This window comes from Chitinimonas prasina, assembly GCF_030160395.1.
Lineage (GTDB): Bacteria > Pseudomonadota > Gammaproteobacteria > Burkholderiales > Chitinimonadaceae > Chitinimonas > Chitinimonas prasina.
The window spans coordinates 97,694-117,488 of the sequence record NZ_BSOG01000007.1 but is presented as its reverse complement, the minus strand read 5'-3'; the positions used below and the strand labels follow the sequence as shown (position 1 = coordinate 117,488).

Annotated in this window: 16 protein-coding genes; 3 read left to right on the top strand and 13 right to left on the bottom strand. The window is 62.5% G+C overall.

Annotated features, from left to right (window positions below; genetic code table 11):
- The first annotated feature begins 5 nt into the window (after window positions 1-5).
- From QQK16_RS19950 to QQK16_RS19940, 3 genes are all read left to right on the top strand, one after another.
- Window positions 6-1,010, top strand: a complete 1,005-nt coding sequence (locus QQK16_RS19950; RefSeq protein ID WP_284198253.1) for a DUF58 domain-containing protein — start codon at window positions 6-8, stop codon at window positions 1,008-1,010.
- Window positions 1,007-2,950, top strand: a complete 1,944-nt coding sequence (locus tag QQK16_RS19945) for a transglutaminase TgpA family protein (RefSeq protein WP_284198252.1) — start codon at window positions 1,007-1,009, stop codon at window positions 2,948-2,950. The genes QQK16_RS19950 and QQK16_RS19945 overlap by 4 nt, the downstream gene beginning before the upstream one ends.
- A gap of 164 nt (window positions 2,951-3,114) precedes the next feature.
- Window positions 3,115-3,564: a hypothetical protein gene (locus QQK16_RS19940; RefSeq protein ID WP_284198251.1), complete on the top strand. Its 450-nt coding sequence runs from the start codon at window positions 3,115-3,117 to the stop codon at window positions 3,562-3,564.
- Between the two features lie 177 nt (window positions 3,565-3,741).
- On the opposite strand, the gene QQK16_RS19935 is transcribed toward QQK16_RS19940, so the two are convergent.
- The 13 genes from QQK16_RS19935 to pcnB form a co-directional block, all read right to left on the bottom strand.
- On the bottom strand, window positions 3,742-5,154 hold the full coding sequence (locus tag QQK16_RS19935; RefSeq protein WP_284198250.1) for an FAD-dependent oxidoreductase: 1,413 nt from the start codon (window positions 5,152-5,154) through the stop codon (window positions 3,742-3,744).
- 132 nt (window positions 5,155-5,286) lie between these two features.
- The gene (gene gltB / locus QQK16_RS19930; RefSeq protein ID WP_284198249.1) at window positions 5,287-9,741 is read right to left on the bottom strand and encodes a glutamate synthase large subunit; all 4,455 of its coding nucleotides are present in this window, start codon (window positions 9,739-9,741) and stop codon (window positions 5,287-5,289) included.
- 507 nt (window positions 9,742-10,248) lie between these two features.
- Window positions 10,249-11,124, bottom strand: coding sequence for an AEC family transporter (locus QQK16_RS19925; protein ID WP_284198248.1), 876 nt, complete (start codon window positions 11,122-11,124; stop codon window positions 10,249-10,251).
- A gap of 7 nt (window positions 11,125-11,131) precedes the next feature.
- Window positions 11,132-11,698, bottom strand: coding sequence for a hypothetical protein (locus tag QQK16_RS19920; protein ID WP_284198247.1), 567 nt, complete (start codon window positions 11,696-11,698; stop codon window positions 11,132-11,134).
- A 211-nt stretch (window positions 11,699-11,909) separates the two neighbouring features.
- Window positions 11,910-12,839 carry a substrate-binding domain-containing protein gene (locus tag QQK16_RS19915; RefSeq protein WP_308447088.1) on the bottom strand — a complete coding sequence of 310 codons (930 nt, stop codon included), beginning with the start codon at window positions 12,837-12,839 and terminating at the stop codon, window positions 11,910-11,912.
- A 113-nt stretch (window positions 12,840-12,952) separates the two neighbouring features.
- Window positions 12,953-13,852, bottom strand: a complete 900-nt coding sequence (hemF, locus tag QQK16_RS19910) for an oxygen-dependent coproporphyrinogen oxidase (protein ID WP_284198246.1) — start codon at window positions 13,850-13,852, stop codon at window positions 12,953-12,955.
- A gap of 169 nt (window positions 13,853-14,021) precedes the next feature.
- The gene (locus tag QQK16_RS19905) at window positions 14,022-14,489 is read right to left on the bottom strand and encodes a GNAT family N-acetyltransferase (RefSeq protein ID WP_284198245.1); all 468 of its coding nucleotides are present in this window, start codon (window positions 14,487-14,489) and stop codon (window positions 14,022-14,024) included.
- The gene (panC, locus tag QQK16_RS19900) at window positions 14,482-15,318 is read right to left on the bottom strand and encodes a pantoate--beta-alanine ligase (protein ID WP_284198244.1); all 837 of its coding nucleotides are present in this window, start codon (window positions 15,316-15,318) and stop codon (window positions 14,482-14,484) included. Before panC ends, QQK16_RS19905 begins: the two co-directional genes overlap by 8 nt.
- Window positions 15,319-15,458: 140 nt before the next feature.
- Window positions 15,459-16,250 carry a 3-methyl-2-oxobutanoate hydroxymethyltransferase gene (gene panB / locus QQK16_RS19895; protein WP_284198243.1) on the bottom strand — a complete coding sequence of 264 codons (792 nt, stop codon included), beginning with the start codon at window positions 16,248-16,250 and terminating at the stop codon, window positions 15,459-15,461.
- Between the two features lie 375 nt (window positions 16,251-16,625).
- Entirely contained in the window at window positions 16,626-17,264 is a 639-nt protein-coding gene (locus tag QQK16_RS19890; protein ID WP_284198242.1) for a deoxynucleoside kinase, read from the bottom strand.
- 17 nt (window positions 17,265-17,281) lie between these two features.
- On the bottom strand, window positions 17,282-17,944 hold the full coding sequence (locus tag QQK16_RS19885; RefSeq protein ID WP_284198241.1) for a DUF2238 domain-containing protein: 663 nt from the start codon (window positions 17,942-17,944) through the stop codon (window positions 17,282-17,284).
- On the bottom strand, window positions 17,941-18,423 hold the full coding sequence (gene folK / locus QQK16_RS19880; RefSeq protein ID WP_284198240.1) for a 2-amino-4-hydroxy-6-hydroxymethyldihydropteridine diphosphokinase: 483 nt from the start codon (window positions 18,421-18,423) through the stop codon (window positions 17,941-17,943). The genes QQK16_RS19885 and folK overlap by 4 nt, the downstream gene beginning before the upstream one ends.
- Window positions 18,420-19,757, bottom strand: a complete 1,338-nt coding sequence (pcnB, locus tag QQK16_RS19875) for a polynucleotide adenylyltransferase PcnB (RefSeq protein WP_284198239.1) — start codon at window positions 19,755-19,757, stop codon at window positions 18,420-18,422. The genes folK and pcnB overlap by 4 nt, the downstream gene beginning before the upstream one ends.
- Between the last annotated feature and the right edge of the window lie 38 nt (window positions 19,758-19,795).

The window sequence follows — 19,795 nt, the reverse complement described above, 5'->3', positions numbered from 1 at the left end:
AAGCCATGCACCCAGCACCTCCCCCCCGCCGCACCTGGTTGGCTGGCCTGCTCGCCCCCTTGCAGCAGCGCTGGAACCGCTGGCTGCAACGGCGCCATCCACACGGCATGGTGGCGCAGCGGCTGACCCAGAACCGCGTTTACATCTTTCTCAGCCGTAGCGGCCTGGTGTTCTGCATCATGCTGGTAGCCATGCTGGGCGGTGCCATCAACTACGATCTGGCACTGGCCTACCTGCTGGTCTTCCTGCTGGCCTCGATGGCGCTGGCCTCGGTATTCCATACCTTCCGCAACCTGCTGGGCCTGAGCCTCATGCCCGGCAGGGCAGACCCCTGCTTTGCCGGCGAGGTGGCACGCTTTGAAGTGATACTGGAAAACGACAGCCGCCTACCCCGGCATAACCTTGGCTTGCGCTTCGAGGGTCCGGTCGAAGCCAGCGATGTCGCCCCTGGGGATACCGCTAGGGTCTGGCTGCCACTGTCGGCAAGCAAGCGCGGCTGGCTGGTGGCCCCCCGGCTACGGATAGAAACCCATTGGCCGCTGGGCGTATTCCAGGCCTGGTCTTATGCCTTCTTCAGCCAACGGGCCCTGGTCTACCCAAAACCGGAGAACGACCCGCCTCCCCTGCCCATGGCCGCCACCGGAGACGGCGAAGGCACGCTAACCCCGCGCGGCCAGGACGACTTTGCCGGTCTGCGGCCGTTCCAGCGCGGCGACTCACCACGGCATGTGGCCTGGAAGGTTGCAGCGCGTGACGATGCGCTGATGGTCAAGGAGTTCCACGGCCAGGCCGCCGAGGCCCTCTGGCTGGACTGGGACGCGGCATCCGGCCTGATCGACACCGAGGCGCGCCTTTCCCGCCTTACCGCCTGGGTCCTGGCCGCCCATGCCGCCGGCCTGGCCTATGGCTTGCGCCTGCCGGGCGAAGTGCTGGCGGCAGACCAGGGCGAAGCCCATCGCGATGCCTGCCTGGCAGCACTGGCACTGCACGGCATACGGGAGGCCACATGAACCCGGACCGGCTGGATCGTACCCAGATACTGGCCCTGCTGGCGGTACTGACCGGCCTGCTGCTGCCGCACGCCGGCCGCCTGCCCAGCTGGCTGCTGGGCGCCCTGGCCATTCTGTTCGGTTGGCGCATCTGGCTGATCCGCACCCAGGGGCGCATGCCGCCCAAATGGGTGCTGCTGCCCATCACCTTCGGCCTGATAGTCGGTGTCTTCATCGAATTCCGTACCCTGCTGGGCCGTACCGGCGGCATAGCCCTGTTCGCAGCCCTGATAGGCGCCAAGCTGCTGGAGACCCGTAGTCGCCGCGATGCCCTGCTCCTGGTCTACCTCGGCTACTTTCTGGTGGTGACCAACCTGCTGTTCGACCAGACCATGGCCCTGGCCGCCTATCTGTGCGCCATGGTACTGATCATCACCACCCTGCTGATAGGCTGGCACACCCTGGGCGGCTGGACCGGCCAATGGCGGGTGGCCTTCAAACAGGCACGCTTTGCCGGCGTGCTGATGCTGCAGGCCCTGCCCGTCATGGCCCTGCTGTTCGTCTTCTTCCCGCGTATCGAAGGGCCGCTGTGGCGCTTGCCGCAGGATCGCGGCAGCATACGCTCAGGCCTGGCCGACAGCATGTCGCCCGGCAGCTTCTCGAATATGTCCAAGGACGACTCAGTCGCCTTCCGAGTGAGCTTCGAAGGCGAGCGCCCCGCCCAGGAATTGCTGTACTGGCGCGGCCCGGTATTCCTCGATTACGACGGCAGGACCTGGACCCAAAGCCCACCCAATGCCACCACCTCGCCCCGCATAGAAGGCGGCACCCAGCCGCCGCTACGCTATGCCATCACGCTGGAGCCCCATCAACGCCCCTGGCTGCTGGCTCTGGACATGCCTGCCACGGTGCCGGACGAAGGCCGCATGTCCGACCAACTACAACTGGTCGGCCGCCGCCAAGTCAGCAAGCGCCTGCGGCTGGAACTGTCGGCTTACCTGCAATACCGAGCCGGCGTGGACGAAGACGAGGCCATGCTGGCCCGTGCCCTGGTACTGCCCGAAGAAGGCAACCCCAGGGCGCGCCAGCAGGCTGCAGCCTGGCGCACTCTGCCGCCACAGGCACGGGTCGACGCCGTGTTGCAGCTGTTTACCGGCCAGGGCCTGCAATACACCCTGGCCCCGCCGCTATATGGTAGCAATGCGGTTGACGACTTTGTCTACGGCGGCAAACAGGGCTTTTGCGAACACTTTGCTGGGGCCTTCGTCTTCATGATGCGGGCCGCTGGCGTCCCGGCCCGGGTGGTGGGCGGTTATCAGGGCGGCGAGGAAAACGGCGACTACCTGATCGTCCGTCAGGCCGATGCCCACGCATGGGCAGAGGTCTGGCTCGAAGGCCAGGGCTGGCAGCGGGTAGACCCCACCTTTGCCGTGGCCCCCTCGCGTATCGAAGAAGGCCTGGCATCAGCCGTGAACGACTCCGACCTGCCCTATCTGCTGCGGCTGGACAACAATCTGGTCAAGCGGGCACAGCTGGCGCTGGACAGCATGGTCAACGGCTGGAACCAGTGGGTCATAGGCTATACCCCGGAACGCCAGCGGCAGGTCCTGAAACGGCTGGGTATCACCGACCTGCTGTCGGGCAAGTTCGTGGCCGTTTTCCTGGGCAGCATCGGCCTTTGCATCGCCCTGATCGCCGGCTGGCTACTCTGGCGCATGCGCCCGCCCAAGCCTGATGCCGCACGCCAGCTGTGGGACAGCTTCTGCCGCAGGCTGGCCGCCTACGACCTGGTACCCGCCAGGGCCGAAGGCCCCCGCGACTTCGCCCAGCGCGCCATGGCTCGGCTACCTCAGCGCGAAACCGAGATACAGGCCATCCTCGACTGCTATCTGGCTGCGCGCTACGGCAGTGGTGGCGGGCTGGAGCAACTGAAACAGCGGGTGGTGGGGTTTGGCCGTTAACAATCATGCACTGCCTGCGTGCGCTATCAATGCGACCTCAAACACACTGCGTGCGGGCCGAGAGCACAGACCCCTGTCGGGTGACAGATTGGTAGTGAGTAGGTAGTGTCACTTCGGATAGACTACGCCGCATAACTCACTATTCAGTCCAAGAACGACGCACCATGAAAAAGTCGCTACTACTCACTCCCTTGCTGGCAACCCTATTTGGTTGCGGCACCATGTCTGGCCGCCTGGGCGATCTGCCTCCCGTCGCAGATCGCAATACCGCCGCCAAAGTTGTGGTGGTCCGGATCAGTGACTTGGTGGGGGCCGCCAACGGCTACACCATTGCGTTCAATGGCAAAGATCTAGCCGGAATTGGCTCTGGCGAGCATGCCGAGTTTCTGGTTACGCCAGGAGAGCACTACATTGCTGTAAAGTGCTTTGGCGGATTCTCTCCTACCTGGAAAGAGGAATCGCTCAAGTTCATAGCCAATGTCTCCCAGTCCAACTTCTTCCTGGTCAGACCGAACAGCCGCTGCGCAAGTATCAAATCGGCAACCGAAGAAGAAGCGCAAAAGCATTTGCCTGATAGCCAGGCCGTCAATCTGGACAAACTCGTCAAGCCCTAAACCAGGCTCGCGAATTCCACAGGCAGATTACCTGCGGCAATAAATAGAATCGGCACAGTACACTCCCTGTGCCGATTCCTTTTCATAGCGTAAATGTGCCCACCGCAGGCAGGTGCGCCGACCAGAACCGGCGCGAAGGTGGCGGCTGCCTATGCAACCACGTTGCCCACAAAAGGCCTACCACACCCCCATATAAGCCAGCATACCTTCCGCCGCCTGCCGGCCTTCGAACACCGCGCGCACCACCAGGTCAGCGCCCCGTACCTGGTCGCCGCCGGCAAACACCTTGGGATTGCTGGTCTGGTGCTTGAAGGTCTGCTTCTCACGGGCCAGGGTACGGCCGCGCTCGTCGGTCCGGATGCCATTGCCGTCAAACCAGGGCTCGGGCTGGACCTGGAAGCCGAAGGCGACGATGACATGGTCGCATTCTATGATTTCCTCCGAGCCTGCCACGATGACGGGCGCACGGCGGCCCTTGGCGTCGGGCTCGCCCAGCTGGGTGGTGACCAGCTTTACACCCAGCTTGCCATTCAGGCGCACGATCTCGACAGGCTGGCGGTTCCACAGGAACTCCACCCCTTCTTCCTTGGCATTGGCCACTTCACGCTTGGAGCCGGGCATATTGGCTTCGTCGCGGCGATAGGCGCAGATCACCTTGGCAGCGCCCTGGCGTATGCTGGTGCGGTTGCAGTCCATGGCGGTATCGCCGCCACCCAACACCACCACCCGCTTGCCCTCCATGCTCAGATGGCTTTCGCCCTCTGGCAGGGTTGCCATGCGATGGCGAATGTTGTTGACCAGGAAAGGCAGCGCCTCGATCACCCCCGGCAGCTGCTCGCCGGGGAAGCCGCCCTTCATGTACTGGTAGGCACCCATGCCCATGAAGACGGCATCGTAGTCAGCCAGCAGGCTCTCGAATGCGATATCGGTGCCGATCTCGGTATTGAGGCGAAACTCCACCCCCATGTCCTCCAGTATGGTGCGGCGACGGCGGACGATATCCTTCTCCAGCTTGAACTCCGGAATACCAAAGGTCAGCAGGCCGCCGATTTCCTCGTAGCGATCGAACACTACCGGTGCCACGCCATTGCGCACCAGCATATCGGCCGCTGCCAGGCCCGCCGGGCCGGCGCCGATGATGGCGACGCGCTTGTCGGTCTTGATCACCTGCGACATATCCGGCCGCCAGCCCTGCTTGTAGGCCTCGTCGGTGATGTACTTCTCGACCGAGCCTATGGTGACGGCACCGAAGCCGCCCTGGTTCAGGGTACAAGCACCCTCACACAAACGGTCCTGCGGGCAAACGCGGCCGCAGATCTCGGGCAGGGAGTTGGTCTTGTGGCTCAGCTCGGCGGCCTCGAACAAGCGCCCTTCCTCCACCAGTTTGAGCCAGTTGGGGATGTAGTTGTGCACCGGGCACTCCCACTCGCAGTAGGGATTGCCACAGCTCAGGCAGCGGCCGGCCTGTTCGGCGGCGTCGCTATTCTGCAGCGGCGCGTAGATCTCGATGAACTTGCTGCGGCGGAACGCCGCCTCGAACTTCTGGCCAGGATCGCGCGGCAGGTTCAAAAACTTGAATACGTCACCCATGTGATGCCTCGTGAGGTGGGATGGGCAAGGCTGGCGGGGTCGGCCCGCAGGCGCTTGCGCATCGTTTGATCTTCACAGAGCGGGGTAGGCATGCGGTGTCTCATCCCGCCATACCGGCCCCGCCCCTCACACTTAGTCTTTCAGCAGGCTATCGAGCCTGGCCGCCTTGGGCTTGACCAGCCAGAAGTAATCGACGTAGTCGTCGAAGTCTTCCAGGATCTGCGCACCAATTACCGAGCCGGTCAGGGCAACGTGCTGTTCGATCTTCTCCTTGAGGAAGGCACGGTACTGGCCCATGGCTTCGCCGTTGATCAGATGGATATCGATCAGCTCATTGTTGTAGCGATAGGCAAATTTCTCGTCGCGGTCGTAGACGAAGGCAAAGCCACCCGTCATGCCGGCACCGAAATTCAGCCCGGTCTGGCCCAGGGCAATGACACAGCCGCCCGTCATGTATTCGCAGCCATGGTCGCCCAGGCCCTCCACCACCGCCAGCGCGCCGGAATTGCGCACGGCAAAGCGCTCGCCGGCCAGGCCGGAGGCAAACAGCTCGCCACCGGTTGCGCCATACAGGCAGGTATTGCCGATGATGGTGCCTTCGTGCGGCTGATACATCACGCCTGCCGGTGGGTAGATCACCAGGCGGCCGCCATTCATCCCCTTGCCCACATAGTCGTTGGCATCGCCTTCCAGCGTCAGGTGCAGGCCCTTGGCATTCCATACGCCAAAGCTCTGGCCGGCCGAGCCCTTAAGCTGGATATCCAGGCAGCCTGCAGGCAAACCCTCGGCGCCATGCTGGCGGGCAATCTCGCCACTGAGGCGGGCACCGATGGAGCGGTTGATATTGCGTACCGCGTACTCCAGCTGGACCGGTGTCTTGCTGCTGATGGCCGCCAGGGCGTCCTTGACCATTTTCTCGGCCAGCTCGCCCTTGTCGAAGCTGGGGTTGCCCTCGCTAATGCAATAGCGCGGCTCATCCTCGGGTATGCCACCCTGGCTCAACAGCACATCCAGCCGCAGCTGGCCCTGGCGGGTGCTTTCGCCTTCCAGCAACTCCAGCAGCTCGGTACGGCCTATCAGTTCGGCCATGGACCGCACGCCCAGCTTGGCCATCCACTCGCGGGTCTCGCGGGCGATAAAGGTGAAGTAGTTCACCACCATGTCGGGCAGGCCGATGAAATACTTGGAGCGCAGCTTGATTTCCTGCGTGGCCACCCCGGTCGCGCAGTTGTTGAGATGGCAGATACGCAGGAACTTGCAGCCTAGCGCCACCATGGGGCCGGTACCGAAGCCAAAGCTCTCGGCTCCCATGATGGCGGCCTTGATCACATCCAGGCCGGTCTTGAGGCCTCCGTCGGTCTGCACCCGCACCCGGCCCCGCAGGCCGTTGGCGCGCAGTACCTGCTGGGCTTCGGTCAAACCCAGCTCCCAGGGCGAACCAGCATACTTCACCGAGCTCAGCGGCGAGGCGCCGGTACCACCGTCGTAGCCCGAGATGGTAATCAGGTCGGCATAGGCCTTGGCCACACCGGCCGCCACGGTGCCGACACCAGGCTCCGCCACCAGCTTCACCGACACCAGCGCACTGGGGTTGACCTGCTTGAGGTCAAAAATCAGCTGGGCCAGATCCTCGATGGAATAGATATCGTGGTGCGGCGGCGGCGATATCAGGCTGATGCCTTCCTTGGCATGGCGCAGCCGGGCTATCAGGCCGCTGACCTTGTCGCCCGGCAGCTGGCCGCCCTCGCCGGGCTTGGCGCCCTGAGCGACCTTGATCTGCAGCACTTCGGCGTTCACCAGGTAATGCGGGGTAACGCCAAAGCGGCCAGACGCCACCTGCTTGATCTTGGACATCTTGGCTGTGCCATAGCGCGCCGGGTCTTCGCCACCCTCGCCGCTATTGGAACGCCCGCCCAGGCGGTTCATGCCCTCGGCCAGGGCCTCGTGCGCCTCGGGCGACAGGGCCCCCAGCGACATGCCGGCCGAGTCGAAACGCTTGAGTATGGCCTCCAGCGGTTCAACCTCATCCAAGGGAATGGGTGTGGTGCCTGCCAGCTTCAACTGCATCAGGTCACGCAGCATGGCTACCGGCCGGGTGTTCACCAGCTCGGCATAGCGCAGGTACTCGGCATAGTCGCCGTTCTGCACGGCCTTTTGCAGCTGCATCACCACATCGGGGTTGTAGGCGTGATACTCCTCGCCGAACACATACTTGAGCAGCCCCCCTTGCGAAATCGGCCGCATGGGGTTGAACGCCAGCTTGTGCAAGGCCTTCATGTCGGCCTCGAAATCGGCAAACCCCGCACCACCGACACGGCTGACAGTAAAGGGCATGCAGCGCTCGATGATCTCGTCGGCGATGCCCACGGCCTCAAACAGCTGCGCACCGCGATAGGACGCCACGGTGGAGATGCCCATCTTGGACAGCACCTTGAGCAGGCCCTTGTTGATGCCCTTGCGGTACTTGCTCATGGCCTCGGACTGGCGATCGGTCACCTGGCCGCCAGCGATCAGGTCGGCGATCACCTCATAAGCCAGGTAGGGATGCACCGCCGTCGCGCCATAGCCGATCAGGCAGGCAAAGTGATGCGGGTCGCGCGCTGTGGCGGTGTCCACCAGCAGGTTGGTCTTGCAGCGCAGGCCGGCATTGACCAGGGCAGTATGCACCGCGCCAGTGGCAAACAACGCATGGATGGCCAGACGGTCGCGGCTGAGGTTGCGGTCGCTCAGCACAGCGATAGCAATGCCGTTGCGCGAGGCTGCTACCACCGCCTCGGCCAGGGCAGCCAGGGCATCCGCCAGATTAGTGCTGGCCGGGTCGTAGCTCAGGTCAAAGCTCTGCGAACGGAACTGCTCGTCGGTCTGTCCGGTCAGCAGCTTGAACTTCTCGAAGCTGAGTACCGGGCTGCTGACTTCGATCCGCTTGGCGTGGTCGGCGGTCTCTTCAAAGATATTCTTCTCGGAGCCGAACACCGTGTTCAGCGACATCACCACCGCCTCGCGTATGGGGTCGATGGGCGGGTTGGTCACCTGGGCAAACTGTTGGCGCAGGAAATCATAGGGCGAACGCACCCGTTGCGACAGTACGGCCATGGGGGTGTCGTCACCCATGGAGCCGACAGCCTCCTGGCCATCCTCGGCCAGCACCCGTATCACGGCGTCGCGCTCCTCGAACGACACCTGGAACTGCTTCTGGAACACATTGAGCTGCTCGCGCGACAGCTCAGGCCGGCCGCTGTCCTCGTCCATGCTCAGCTCCAGCCGGTTGGCGTACTGCTTGATCCAGCGCCGGTAGGGGTGGGCAGACTTCAGTTTCTGGTCGATCTCATGCGGCAACAGCAACTGGCCCGACTGCAAGTCCACGGCAATGATCTGGCCGGGCCGCACACGGCCCTTCTTCACCACATCCTCGGGCTTGTAGTTCCACACCCCGATCTCGGACGAGATGGTGAAATGGCGGTCGCGGGTCAGCACATAGCGGGCCGGGCGCAGGCCATTGCGATCCAGCATGCAACCAGCGTAGCGGCCGTTGGTCAGCACGATGCCGGCAGGGCCGTCCCACGGCTCCATATGCATGGAGTTGTATTCGTAAAAAGCCCGCAGCTCCTTGTCGGTGCTGTCCACGTTCTGCCAGGCCGGCGGTACCAAGAGGCGCAGCGCGCGGAAGAAATCGATGCCGCCCATCAGCAGGCCTTCGAGCATATTGTCCAGGCTCATGGAGTCCGAGCCATCGGTCTGCACGATGGGGCGGATGGCATCCATATCCGGAATCAGCGGCGAAGCCATGATGGCTTCGCGGGCGCGGGCCCAGGAGCGGTTGCCCGAGATGGTGTTGATCTCGCCGTTATGGGCCACATAGCGGAAAGGCTGGGCCAACTTCCACTGAGGCCAGGTATTGGTGCTGAAACGCTGGTGGAACACCGCCAGCGAGGCGGTGAAGCGTTCGTCCTGCAGGTCGGGGAAGAACACCGGCAGGTTTTCGGGCGTCACCAGGCCCTTGTACGAAATGGTGTGGGCCGACAGCGTGGGTATGTAGAAGCTGCCATCGCCGCCATTGGCCTTCTCGGCCAGGCGGCGGCCGATATAGAGGCGGCGCTCGAAGCTGGCGGCATCCATATGCGGCGGGCAGTTGACGAAGATCTGGGCAATGGCCGGCAGAGTCTTGAGCGCATAGGCGCCACAGGCACGCGTATCGGTCGGCACGGTGCGGAAGCCGGCCACTTCCAGACCCTGCTCTTCCAGTTGTGCCTTCAGGGTGGCCAGCGACTGCTTGCCCAGTTCCAGATCGGCACTATGGAATACCAGGCCGGCGGCGTAATGGCTACGCAGCTCCAGACCCTTCTCCTTGGCCACGGTACGCAGGAAGCTGTCGGGCTTGCGGAACAGCAGGCCACAGCCATCACCCGATTTACCATCCGCCGCGACTGCGCCACGATGAGTGAGGTTGGCCAGCGAGGAAATCGCGGTCGAAACCAGCCAGTGCGATGGTTTGTCGTCCATGTTGGCGATCAAGCCAAAGCCGCAGGAATCCTGCTCGAAGCTGGGTCGGTAAAGCGTGCCGTCAAGGCGGCGCTGTCTGTCATCCATGTCGTATTACCCGTACGCGAGCGGGGCGGCATTCGTTCATGCGAGCCGCTTGTGGCGGCAACATGCTGACGCGGCCCCTTTTTTTGGGGAGTGGCGCTTGGTTCCGGCCGGCGTGGAAACACGCTGGTGTGGCGTTGCGGCCGGCCCGGCGAGGGTCACTCTGCCGGGCGGCGGGTGCCGCGCGGGTGTCGCGGCATGGGGAGGCAACTGCGGAGAGGATGGCGGAAACAGCCGTCCAAGCGCTTCGAAAACAAAGCCTGCCGAACCAAGTGAGGTTCTGACAGGCTTGAACGATTCTAGCGGAGCGAGGGCGGCCGGCGCAATGGTTTTGTGCGCCGCACGAATTGTTTTTAATCAACAACTTACGTCATTATAACTGTCAAATATTTTCAACACATCGACAGATTATTACGAAAGCGCGACATCGACCCTCATGTAGTGCTCTGGCCACGACAACATGGACACAATCCGGGATTACGGCAATGTATGGACAAGTTGCCCAGGACATTACGCCAACGCCAGTGCCAGACCCAAGGGTACGAACAGCAGGCTGGCCACATTACCCAACAGCACGATGGAGGCGACCTTGTCCGGCTCCTGCTGGTAGCGCTCGGCAATCATGAAATTCATGACGGCTGGTGGCAGTGCCGCGTACACATAGAGCTGGCTCACCGCCATGCCCTGCAAGGGCAGCAGTTGCGCCGCCAGCCAGGCCACGGCCAGGCCGGCCAAGGGCCCCAGCGAAGCCCCGACTATGCCTACCCGCCAACCGGCCAGGCTGATATCAAGCATGCGTGCACCGAGGGAAAACAGCATCAGCGGAATGGCCGCCTCACCCAGCAGCTTGATGGGCAGCGACAGCCACTCCGGCAGGTGCATGCCCGCCAGGTTGCAGGCTATGCCCGCCAGCGAGGCCAGTATCATGGGGCTGCGCAACATGGCCCCCAGCGAGGCCCCCGGGTTGACCATGCGGGTGCCCACCGTGAAGTGCAGCATATTGGTCATGACAAACAGGGCCACCGCCGGTGGCAAGGCAGCTGGGCCAAATGCCAGCACAGCCAGCGGCAGGCCCATATTGGCGGTATTGCCGAACATCATGGGCGGCACAAAGGTACGCACATCCCAACGCCGCCAGCGTGCCACCAGCCAGGCCAGGGCCCCCGAGCCGAACACCACCAGCGCGCCCCCCAACAGCAACCAGCGGTTGGCCAGCAGGTCAAAATCGCGCGAGGTCAGCCCCGAGAACACCAGCAAGGGTGCCAGCAACTCGATGGTGAGGGTATTCATGGCCGCCAGATCAGGCTTGTGACGACGGGCATAGAGGTAACCCACCAGCACGATCAGTAGTACCGGGGTAATAATGGCAAGAATGCGAAGCAGCACTTAATACTCAGGGTTTGGTGGCGCCAGGCCATTCTCGGCGCACTTGTTGATAGTAATCAGACAGCCCATGCCGAGACCAGATGGGCTCCGTCGATTCGGCGAACAGGCCTTCGCGGAGCGCAAGCCTGAGTTTAGCCACCACCAAAGGGCTGGTCTTGGGGTGGCAGGCCAGCCAGCGATCAGCCCGCAGCACGACAAGGCGCCGCTCCAGCGGCGCAACACTGTTAGCCGTCTCCAAGGCGGGGCCGATATCGCTGAGCAATACATCGAATCTACCGGCCGCCAGCATTTGCGCACCTTTACCACTGATCTGCAAGGGCTCGTAGGCCACGCCCTCTTGCTCCAGCAACAGCCTTAACTCTGCCATATTGATCGCACCAACCCTGTAGCGCTTCAAGTCGCCCACACGGGTCAGCCGCCCGGACCAACCGCGCTTGGCATAGGCCCACACATACATGGGTGCCACCCTGCCAAGATAGAGCAGCACCTCGGTGGTTTCCGCCGCGTAGTTCAGCGCCAGCACGCAATGACCTGGCGACTTTTCGGCCATGAGCAGCGCACGGCGTATAGGCACCAGTTGCATCCTCGCGGCAACGCCTTGTGCGGCGGCTAACTGCGTGAAGGCCTGAACATATGGGCCAGCGGGCGCCGTGCCGCCCTCATTCACGAAGGGCGGGTAAGATTCAACCATGACGGTGACCGGCTCGCCAGACGGCGCAGCCTGCAGTAATGCGCAGCACATCAGGGCCAATAGCGCCCGCAGATAGGTTGCAGCCCTCATCACGTCACTTGACCACCAGCTTCACAGGCGTTTGCACCATGGCCGGCAACAATGCCTGCTCGGTCTTCTCCTGTATGGCCTTCAGCACTAGGTCAATTCCGAATGCCGCTTGCTGGGCAGCATACTGGTCGGCAGTTGCCAGCAGTTGACCACTTGCCAGCAATGGCGCAGCAGCCGGGATATTGTCATAACCCACTACGGCGACTTGGCGTTGGCTGGCGCGCACAGCTGCAACCGCGCCTAACGCCATGCTGTCGTTACCGCAAAGCAAGGCCTTCAGGTCGGGATGGGCCTTCAGCAAATCAGCCGCCTGCTTTTGGGCTGGCGCGGTTTCCCACAAACCACTGCGAACCGCCACCACATCGGCGCCAGCGCTGGCCATAGCCTCCCGAAAACCCGCCGTCCTTGCCTGGGCATTGGTGGTACTGGAGATCCCCTCGATGATGGCGACCTTATCGCCAGGTTTGAGCTGGCGCGCCAGGAACGCCCCCACTTCACGTGCACCCTGGCGATTGCTTGGGCCTACAAACGGAATATTGATGCCCTGCTCCGCCAGCACGCGATCATCGAACTTGTTGTCGATATTGACTACCAGGATGCCCGCCGCCAGCGCCTTGCGCACCACCGGTACAAGGTCACGCGAATCCGCAGGAGCAATCACGATGGCACTGACCTTGTCGGAAATCATTTTCTCGACCAGCCGTATTTGTCCGGCCTTGTCGGTTTCATTCTCAATACCCGTCAACACCAGCGTGTATTTGCCCGCGTGCGACTTTGCATGGACTTTGGCGCCATCCGCCATGGCAACAAAGAATGGATTGGCCAGCGACTTCATGACCAAACCCACACGCGGCAGTTCAGCCGCATGGACACACAGCATCGAAAGGATCAGGTAGAGCAAGGGTGCCAACAGCCTTCGTCTTGGCGACATCATGGTCATATCTCCTTAAAGCCATACCCACTCAGCTTAGCCAGAACACCGCAGTATTACCGACCAGAATTGCCAGACTTGTTGACCATGCTCAATAGCGGCCCGTTTAGCGGAGCTTATGCCAACCAGTCACGCCCTGTCAGAAAGTCGGTCAGCAGCGCTGCCTCCGCGCTACCTGCCTCGGGGTGGTAGTCGTAGCGCCAGTTCACCACCGGCGGCAGCGACATCAGGATGGACTCGGTGCGCCCCCCCGATTGCAAGCCAAACAGCGTACCCCTGTCCCAGACCAGGTTGAATTCGACATAGCGGCCTCGCCGGTAGGCCTGCCAGTCACGCTCGCGCGGGCCGTAGGCCATCTGCCGGCGGCGTTCGACGATGGGCAGGTAGGCCGCCAGGAAGGCGTCGCCCACGGCGCGCGTCATGGCAAAGCTGCCCGCCTCGCCCAGCTCGGCAAAGTCGTCATAGAACACACCGCCTATGCCCCGTGGCTCATTGCGGTGCTTGAGAAAGAAATACTCATCGCACCATTGCTTGAAGCGCGGGTATTTGTCGTCGCCTGAAGCCTGCAGTGCGTCGCGGCAGGTGGCATGGAAATGCACGGCATCTTCCTCGAAGCCGTAATAGGGCGTCAGGTCCATGCCGCCCCCAAACCAGAACACATCGGGCTCACCGGCCTGATAGGCCCGGAACATCCGCACATTCATGTGCACGGTAGGGATATAGGGATTGCGCGGATGGAACACCAGCGACACGCCCATGGCCTCCCAGGCGCGCCCTGCCAGTTCGGGCCGGTGTGCGCTGGCAGACGGCGGCAGCTTGTCGCCCATCACATGGCTGAATCCCACCCCACCGCGCTCCAGCAGCTCGCCCCCTTCCAGCAGGCGGCTGATGCCACCGCCGCCGGCCGGCCGGGTCCACTCATCGCGCAAGAAGGCCTGCCCGTCGGCCGCCTCCATGGCACTCACGATGCGTTGTTGCAGATCGAGAAAATAGTCTTTGATGGGGCTGGTATTCATGGTGTCTGTTCTGTATCCGGCCGCATAGGGCCACTTTTATCAATAAGCGCCGCCAGCCATCCCCGCCGCCGCCGTGTGCAAGCTTGCCGTATGACCTGTTACTGCGCGTCTGGCATGCGCTGCCGGGCTGGGCTATAGCGCCAGTTGCGCAGCGCCTGGGCCGCCAGCGCTATATCCTGCCCGGGTGCTGCAGCAGCACATCGGGGGTACGTTCCTCGTTGCCCGCGCCGTCCGTCGCATCGATCTGCACAAAGCCCTGGCCCTGGTAGAACCGTCGCGCCCTCAGATTGGCCGCAAAGCACCATAGCTGGCGCGGTTGGCCATCGGCCAGCGCCTGGCCGAGCAACTGCGCACCCAAGCCCTGCCCCTGCGCTACGGGTGCCAGGTACAGGTGGTGTACCCACTGCGCATCGAAGCTGACAAAGCCTGCCAGGCAGCCCGCCGCGTCGTGCGCCAGCCAGACATGCTGCTCCGCCGGCAGCCCCGCCAGATAGGCCTGGGTCTCCGCCTCGCCATGCAGCTCCGGTAGCCAGGGCATGGCCTGCCGGCGGCTGGCCAGGAACACGGCGGTCAACGCCGCCAAACAAGCGCTATCGGCTGTCGCCAGGCGGCTCAGCACAAAGGCGGATTCAGCCAAGCGTTACCTCTAGGTTGTCTATCAGCCTGGGCTTGCCCAGCCGTGCAGCGCCCAGCACCACCATCTCGCGGTCACCTGGGCGGGCGTGCTCCAGCCTTTGCTGGTCGCGTATTTCCACGTAATCCACGCGCCAGCCGTGGTTCTCCAGGTCTGCCCGCGCCGCTTCGGTCAACTTCACAAAATCTGTGGCGCCCGCCTCCAGCGCAGTCTTGATGGCCATCAGATTGCGATAGAGCCTGGGCGCCTCAGCTCGCTCCTCGGCGGTGAGATAGCCATTGCGCGAGGACAGCGCCAGGCCATCGCTGGCGCGGCCGGTGTCCACCGGCACAATCTCGATGGGCATATCGAGGTCGGCCACCATGCCCTCAATCACCTTGAGCTGCTGGTAATCCTTTTTGCCGAACATGGCGGCATCGGGCTGGACGATATTGAACAGCTTGGTCACCACAGTGGCGACGCCACGGAAATGACCAGGGCGGAACTGCCCGCACAGCTCATTCTGTATGGCTGGCGGTTCCACCTTGTATTGCTGTTCGGTGCGCGGGTAGAGCTGATCCACCGTGGGGTGGAACAGTGCATCCACGCCGGCAGCGACCAGCTTGTCGCAATCTGCCTCAAAGGTCCGCGGATAGGTGTTGAAGTCTTCGCCCTGCCCAAACTGCAGCGGATTCACGAAGATGGATACCACCACCTTGCCTCCCCGCGCCTTGGCGGCCTGGCAAAGGGAGATATGGCCCTCGTGCAGGTTGCCCATGGTGGGCACGAAAGCAACCTGGCCGGCAGTTTTGCGCCAGGCCCTGAATTCAGCAACGGTAGTGAATATCTGCATGATATTGATGGACTGTAGAAAGTGCGTTGATGGCAGGCCCGGCAAACCCCGTTCGCCAGGCCCTCGCAAGTGCGTGCTAGGCGAGCTGGCTGGCGTGTTCCTGAGGTGGCTGGCAGCCAGGCGTGCCAGCCCTGCAACAATCAGAACGTGTGTTCAGGCGCAGGGAAGGTCTTGCCCTTGACCTCGCGCACATAGGCTTCGATGGCGCCATGGATGCTGGTGACGCCCTGCATGAAGTTCTTTACAAAGCGTGCCTTCTTGCCGGGATAGACGCCCAGCATGTCATAGACCACCAGTACTTGGCCATCGACGTCGACACCGGCACCTATGCCTATGGTGGGCACATGCAGGCTCTCGGTGATTTCGCGGGCCAGCGTCGCCGGCACCATCTCCATCAGCACCATGGCGGCTCCTGCCGCCTCCAGCGCCTTGGCATCGCGTTTCAGTTGCTCGGCGCCTGCATCGGTCTTGCCTTGCACCTTGAAACCGCCAAACATATGTACCGATTGGGGTGTGAGGCCGATATGGGCGCATACCGGAATACCTCGCTGCACCAGAAATTGCACCGTCTCCGCCATGTACTCGCCGCCTTCCAGCTTAACCATCTCGGCGCCGGCCGCCATCAGCCTGGCCGATGCCTCAAAGGCTTGCTGCGGGCTGGCCTGGTAGGCGCCAAACGGCAGATCAGCCAGCACCAGCGACTGCTTGGCATTCTTGGCCACACAACGGGTGTGGTAGACCATCTGCTCCAGGCTGACCGGCAGTGTCGAGCTTTCGCCCTGTATCACCATGCCCAGCGAATCGCCGACCAGCAGCACTTCCACTGCGGCATCGGCCATCATGCTGGCGAAGCTGGCGTCGTAGCAGGTCAGCATGGTGATCTTCTGCCCTTCCTGCTTGAGCTTCTGTAGCGTGGATACGGTGATCTTCATAGGCTTACGTCCTTGGGCTGCTCGCCCCGCCTGGATAAGGCAGGGCGCAATAAATTAGGTTTGCAGCGGCGCAACATACGGGCCTGCTCCGCCAACCCTGTCACCTTGCGCATGGCAATGGCTGCCATGCTGGAAACAGGGGCTTAGGGCAACACCCTGCAGCCCCTTTCGGACTGCTGCCATGCACCACCAAGTTGCAATCAAGCGCTTGCTTGCCTAGTTTCGACTGTCAACGCCTTCTTGTCCAGCCTGCCGATTCAAGCATTTAAGTCGCTTGAATGGCCTGCCGCCGGGCGCGCACGCTTTCGATGCGGCGCAACAATAGCCCAAACCCAAGGCATCACTCAACCTCGGCCCATCGTAGCCGGCAGCCCGCTAGGCCTTGTTGAAGTATTCGCGTGCGCTACGCATGCCGGCAATACGGTCCAGCAGGAGCTGAAAATCGTCGCTATTGCCGGCCAGGTTGAGATTCTCGGTATTGACGCTCAGCACCGGCGCCTCGGTATAGTCATAGAAGAAGCGACTGTAGCGCTCGGTCAACCGCCGCAGATAGCCATCGGGTATCTTGGCCTCATAGTCACGCGAGCGGCTCTGTACTCGGCTGATCAGGGTATCGACGTCGGCTTGAAGGTAGATCACCAGATCGGGCGTCGCCGCCCTTACCCGCAGGTGGCGGTAGATGTCGGCATACAGCCGGAATTCATCGTCGCTCAGTATCAGCTCGGCGAACAGCGGATCCTTGTCGAACAGGAAATCCGCCACAGTCTGGCCGCCGAACAGGTCTATCTGGGTCAGGCTCTCCACCTGCTCCACCCGCTGGAACAGGAACGACAGCTGGGTGGGCAGCGCATAGCGCTGCATGTCCTGGTAGAACTTGGGCAGGAAGGGAATGGCATCCGGATCCTCCAGCAGGAGATTGGATTCAAGGCGCTCGGCCAGTTTGCGGGCCAAGGTCGTTTTGCCTACGCCTATGGGGCCTTCCACGACGATATAACGGTAACGCTCCAAACCCATGCCCAGCTCTCCTGGTATCACTTGGCTGCAAGTACCCGCGCACCGCCTACTGTAGGCGCCAATCTGCGGGTATACCCCGTTTCCTCATGGTGTCGATAGAAAGGCCACCAGCACAGCGCCCCTATCGTCGCCAGCAACATATCCTTGTGAGCATCCCACATATCACCCTGCTGGCCGTTGTAGGCCTCGGCATCCAGCGGTGACAGCGTAATGGCAATCAGCCACTCAAACCATTCATAGGCCACACTGCTGGCCACTACCAGCAACACCGCCAGTTGCGCGGCCGGCCGCCAGGCGATGGCATAGCGCCGGGACAGCCACTCCACCAGGGCGGGCGTCAGGCACACGCCATACAGCAGGTGGATCAGGCGATCGGTATGGTTGCGCGTCACGCCCCAAGCCTGGCCTGGCGACCAGCCAAACATGGCGTCCATCCAGCGGTCGTACGGCACATTTGAATAGAGCCAGCGCGCCGCCAGGCAGTGGGCAGCAATAAACAGGCACACCAGGGCGTAAGCCCGAATCGTCATGGCAGCACGCCTATCATGCCAGTACAACAGTATCAGCCCGATCACCGTAAGGCTGCTGTGCAAGGCCTGCTCGCGTGGCCAAAGGGGGTATAGCCAGCTGAGCCCGAATACCAGTAGCGTCATGCCCATCAGGCTGTGTTTGCCACTCATGCCAGCCTTTCCAGATCGCTGGTATCCAGCTTCGCCAACAGGCCAGCGCCATCTCCCAGTCCGGGTATCTGTATGGTCGGTGCTATCTCCAGCAGGGGCAGCATGACAAAACCCCGCGACGCCATACGCGGATGCGGCAAGGTCAGCCTGTCGTCGTGGCACATCGTGTCGCCATACAGCAGCAGGTCCATGTCCAGCGTACGCGGTGCGTTACGAAAGCTGCGCTGGCGACCGAAATGCTGCTCAATGGCCAGTAGGCCATCCAGCACCGCATGCGGTGCCAGCTCGGTCTCGATGGCGGCCACCGCGTTGGTGAAGTCCGGCTGGTCAAGATAGCCCACAGGGGCGCTGCGGTAGAGCGAGGATCGCAGCAGCAGCCGGGTGCCGGGCAGGCTGCCCAAGCGCTGCACGGCCTCATCCAGCGTGGCAGCCGCGTCGCCCAGGTTGGCGCCCAGGCCGATATAGGCAAGGGTACTCACTGGGCGCTATCCGCCGCGGCCTCACCCTTGCCACCACTACGCCGACGCCGGCGCTTCTTGTTGGCACCCTCGCCCGCTTGCGGACGCACCAGCATGGCCTCGCGCGTCTGGCTATCGGCCTGCTGGAAGGTAGTCCACCAATCGGCCAGCTCCTTGTCCACCTCACCCACCGAGGCGCGCAGGCACAAGAAATCATAGCCTGCACGGAAGCGCGGGTTCTCCAGCAGACGGAAAGGCTTGATCCCGCTACGCTGCTCAAAGCGCGGCTGCAGGGTCCAGATTTCCTTCATGGCTGTACCATAGCGGCGTGGAATGGCCAGCTTTTCTTCCTGCACGGCCTCGACTTCATCGATGGCCGAGAACAGGGCCAGCATGGCCTTCTCACCGGCCTGCTTGCGCTTGTCCCAGTTATCCAGCACTTCCAGCCACAGCAAGGCGGCAAACACATAGCCTGCCGATACCGGCTTGTCCTCGCGGATACGGCGGTCGGTATTCTCCAACGCATTGCGTAGGAAAGCTTCGCCCTGGGGGGCCTTCATCATCTTGTCCAGCAGCGGGAAGAAGCCATGATGCAGCCCTTCGTCACGCAGCTGCATCAGGCAGGCCCAGCTCTGGCCGCTGAACAGCAGCTTGAGCATCTCGTCGAACAGCCTTGAGGACGGCACGTTCTCCAGCAGCGAGGCCAGCTCACGTATGGGCTTGCGGGTATCGGCATCGATGCTGAGCCCCAGCTTCGCAGCCAGGCGCACCGCACGCAGCATGCGCACCGGGTCTTCGCGGTAGCGAACGGCCGGCGTGCCTATCATGGTCATGCGCTTTTTCTCGATATCGGCCACGCCGCCGTGGTAATCGATGATCTCTTCCCGGTTCGGGTCGTAGAACAGCGCATTCACGGTGAAGTCACGGCGCTTGGCATCATCTTCCTGGCTACCCCAGGTATTGTCGCGAATGATGCGCCCGGCTTCGTCGGTCAACGATTCGCCACTGCCCCGGAAAGTGGACACTTCCACCACTTCGTCGCCGAACAGTACATGTACCAGCCGGAACCGGCGGCCGATGATGCGAGAGCGGCGGAACACCTTGTGGACTTCTTCCGGCGTGGCATTGGTGGCCACATCGAAATCCTTGGGATCCTTGCCCAGCAAGAGATCACGCACGGCACCGCCCACAATGAAGGCCTCGTAGCCAGCCGCCTGCAGCTGGTCCGTGGTCTTGAGGGCAAAGGAAGGCAAGCGGTTACGGCGTATGCCGTGGCGCTTGAGGGGAATTACCACGCGGCCGCCGCCATGACGCTTCTTAAGCTTGAGTACGCGACCGATCAGTTTGCGAATCATTGTGTTATTCGAGGGTTAGCGCTTCAGGAAGCCCGATT

What these genes read in the sequence shown, in the direction of transcription:
- QQK16_RS19950 (WP_284198253.1), top strand. Translation starts at nt 6, where the DNA reads ATGCACCCAGCACCTCCCCCCCGCCGCACCTGGTTGGCTGGCCTGCTC.
- QQK16_RS19945 (WP_284198252.1), top strand. Translation starts at nt 1,007, where the DNA reads ATGAACCCGGACCGGCTGGATCGTACCCAGATACTGGCCCTGCTGGCG.
- QQK16_RS19940 (WP_284198251.1), top strand. Translation starts at nt 3,115, where the DNA reads ATGAAAAAGTCGCTACTACTCACTCCCTTGCTGGCAACCCTATTTGGT.
- QQK16_RS19935 (WP_284198250.1), bottom strand. Translation starts at nt 5,154, where the DNA reads ATGGGTGACGTATTCAAGTTTTTGAACCTGCCGCGCGATCCTGGCCAG.
- gltB (WP_284198249.1), bottom strand. Translation starts at nt 9,741, where the DNA reads ATGGATGACAGACAGCGCCGCCTTGACGGCACGCTTTACCGACCCAGC.
- QQK16_RS19915 (WP_308447088.1), bottom strand. Translation starts at nt 12,839, where the DNA reads ATGATGTCGCCAAGACGAAGGCTGTTGGCACCCTTGCTCTACCTGATC.
- hemF (WP_284198246.1), bottom strand. Translation starts at nt 13,852, where the DNA reads ATGAATACCAGCCCCATCAAAGACTATTTTCTCGATCTGCAACAACGC.
- panC (WP_284198244.1), bottom strand. Translation starts at nt 15,318, where the DNA reads ATGCAGATATTCACTACCGTTGCTGAATTCAGGGCCTGGCGCAAAACT.
- panB (WP_284198243.1), bottom strand. Translation starts at nt 16,250, where the DNA reads ATGAAGATCACCGTATCCACGCTACAGAAGCTCAAGCAGGAAGGGCAG.
- QQK16_RS19890 (WP_284198242.1), bottom strand. Translation starts at nt 17,264, where the DNA reads ATGGGTTTGGAGCGTTACCGTTATATCGTCGTGGAAGGCCCCATAGGC.
- QQK16_RS19885 (WP_284198241.1), bottom strand. Translation starts at nt 17,944, where the DNA reads ATGAGTGGCAAACACAGCCTGATGGGCATGACGCTACTGGTATTCGGG.
- pcnB (WP_284198239.1), bottom strand. Translation starts at nt 19,757, where the DNA reads ATGATTCGCAAACTGATCGGTCGCGTACTCAAGCTTAAGAAGCGTCAT.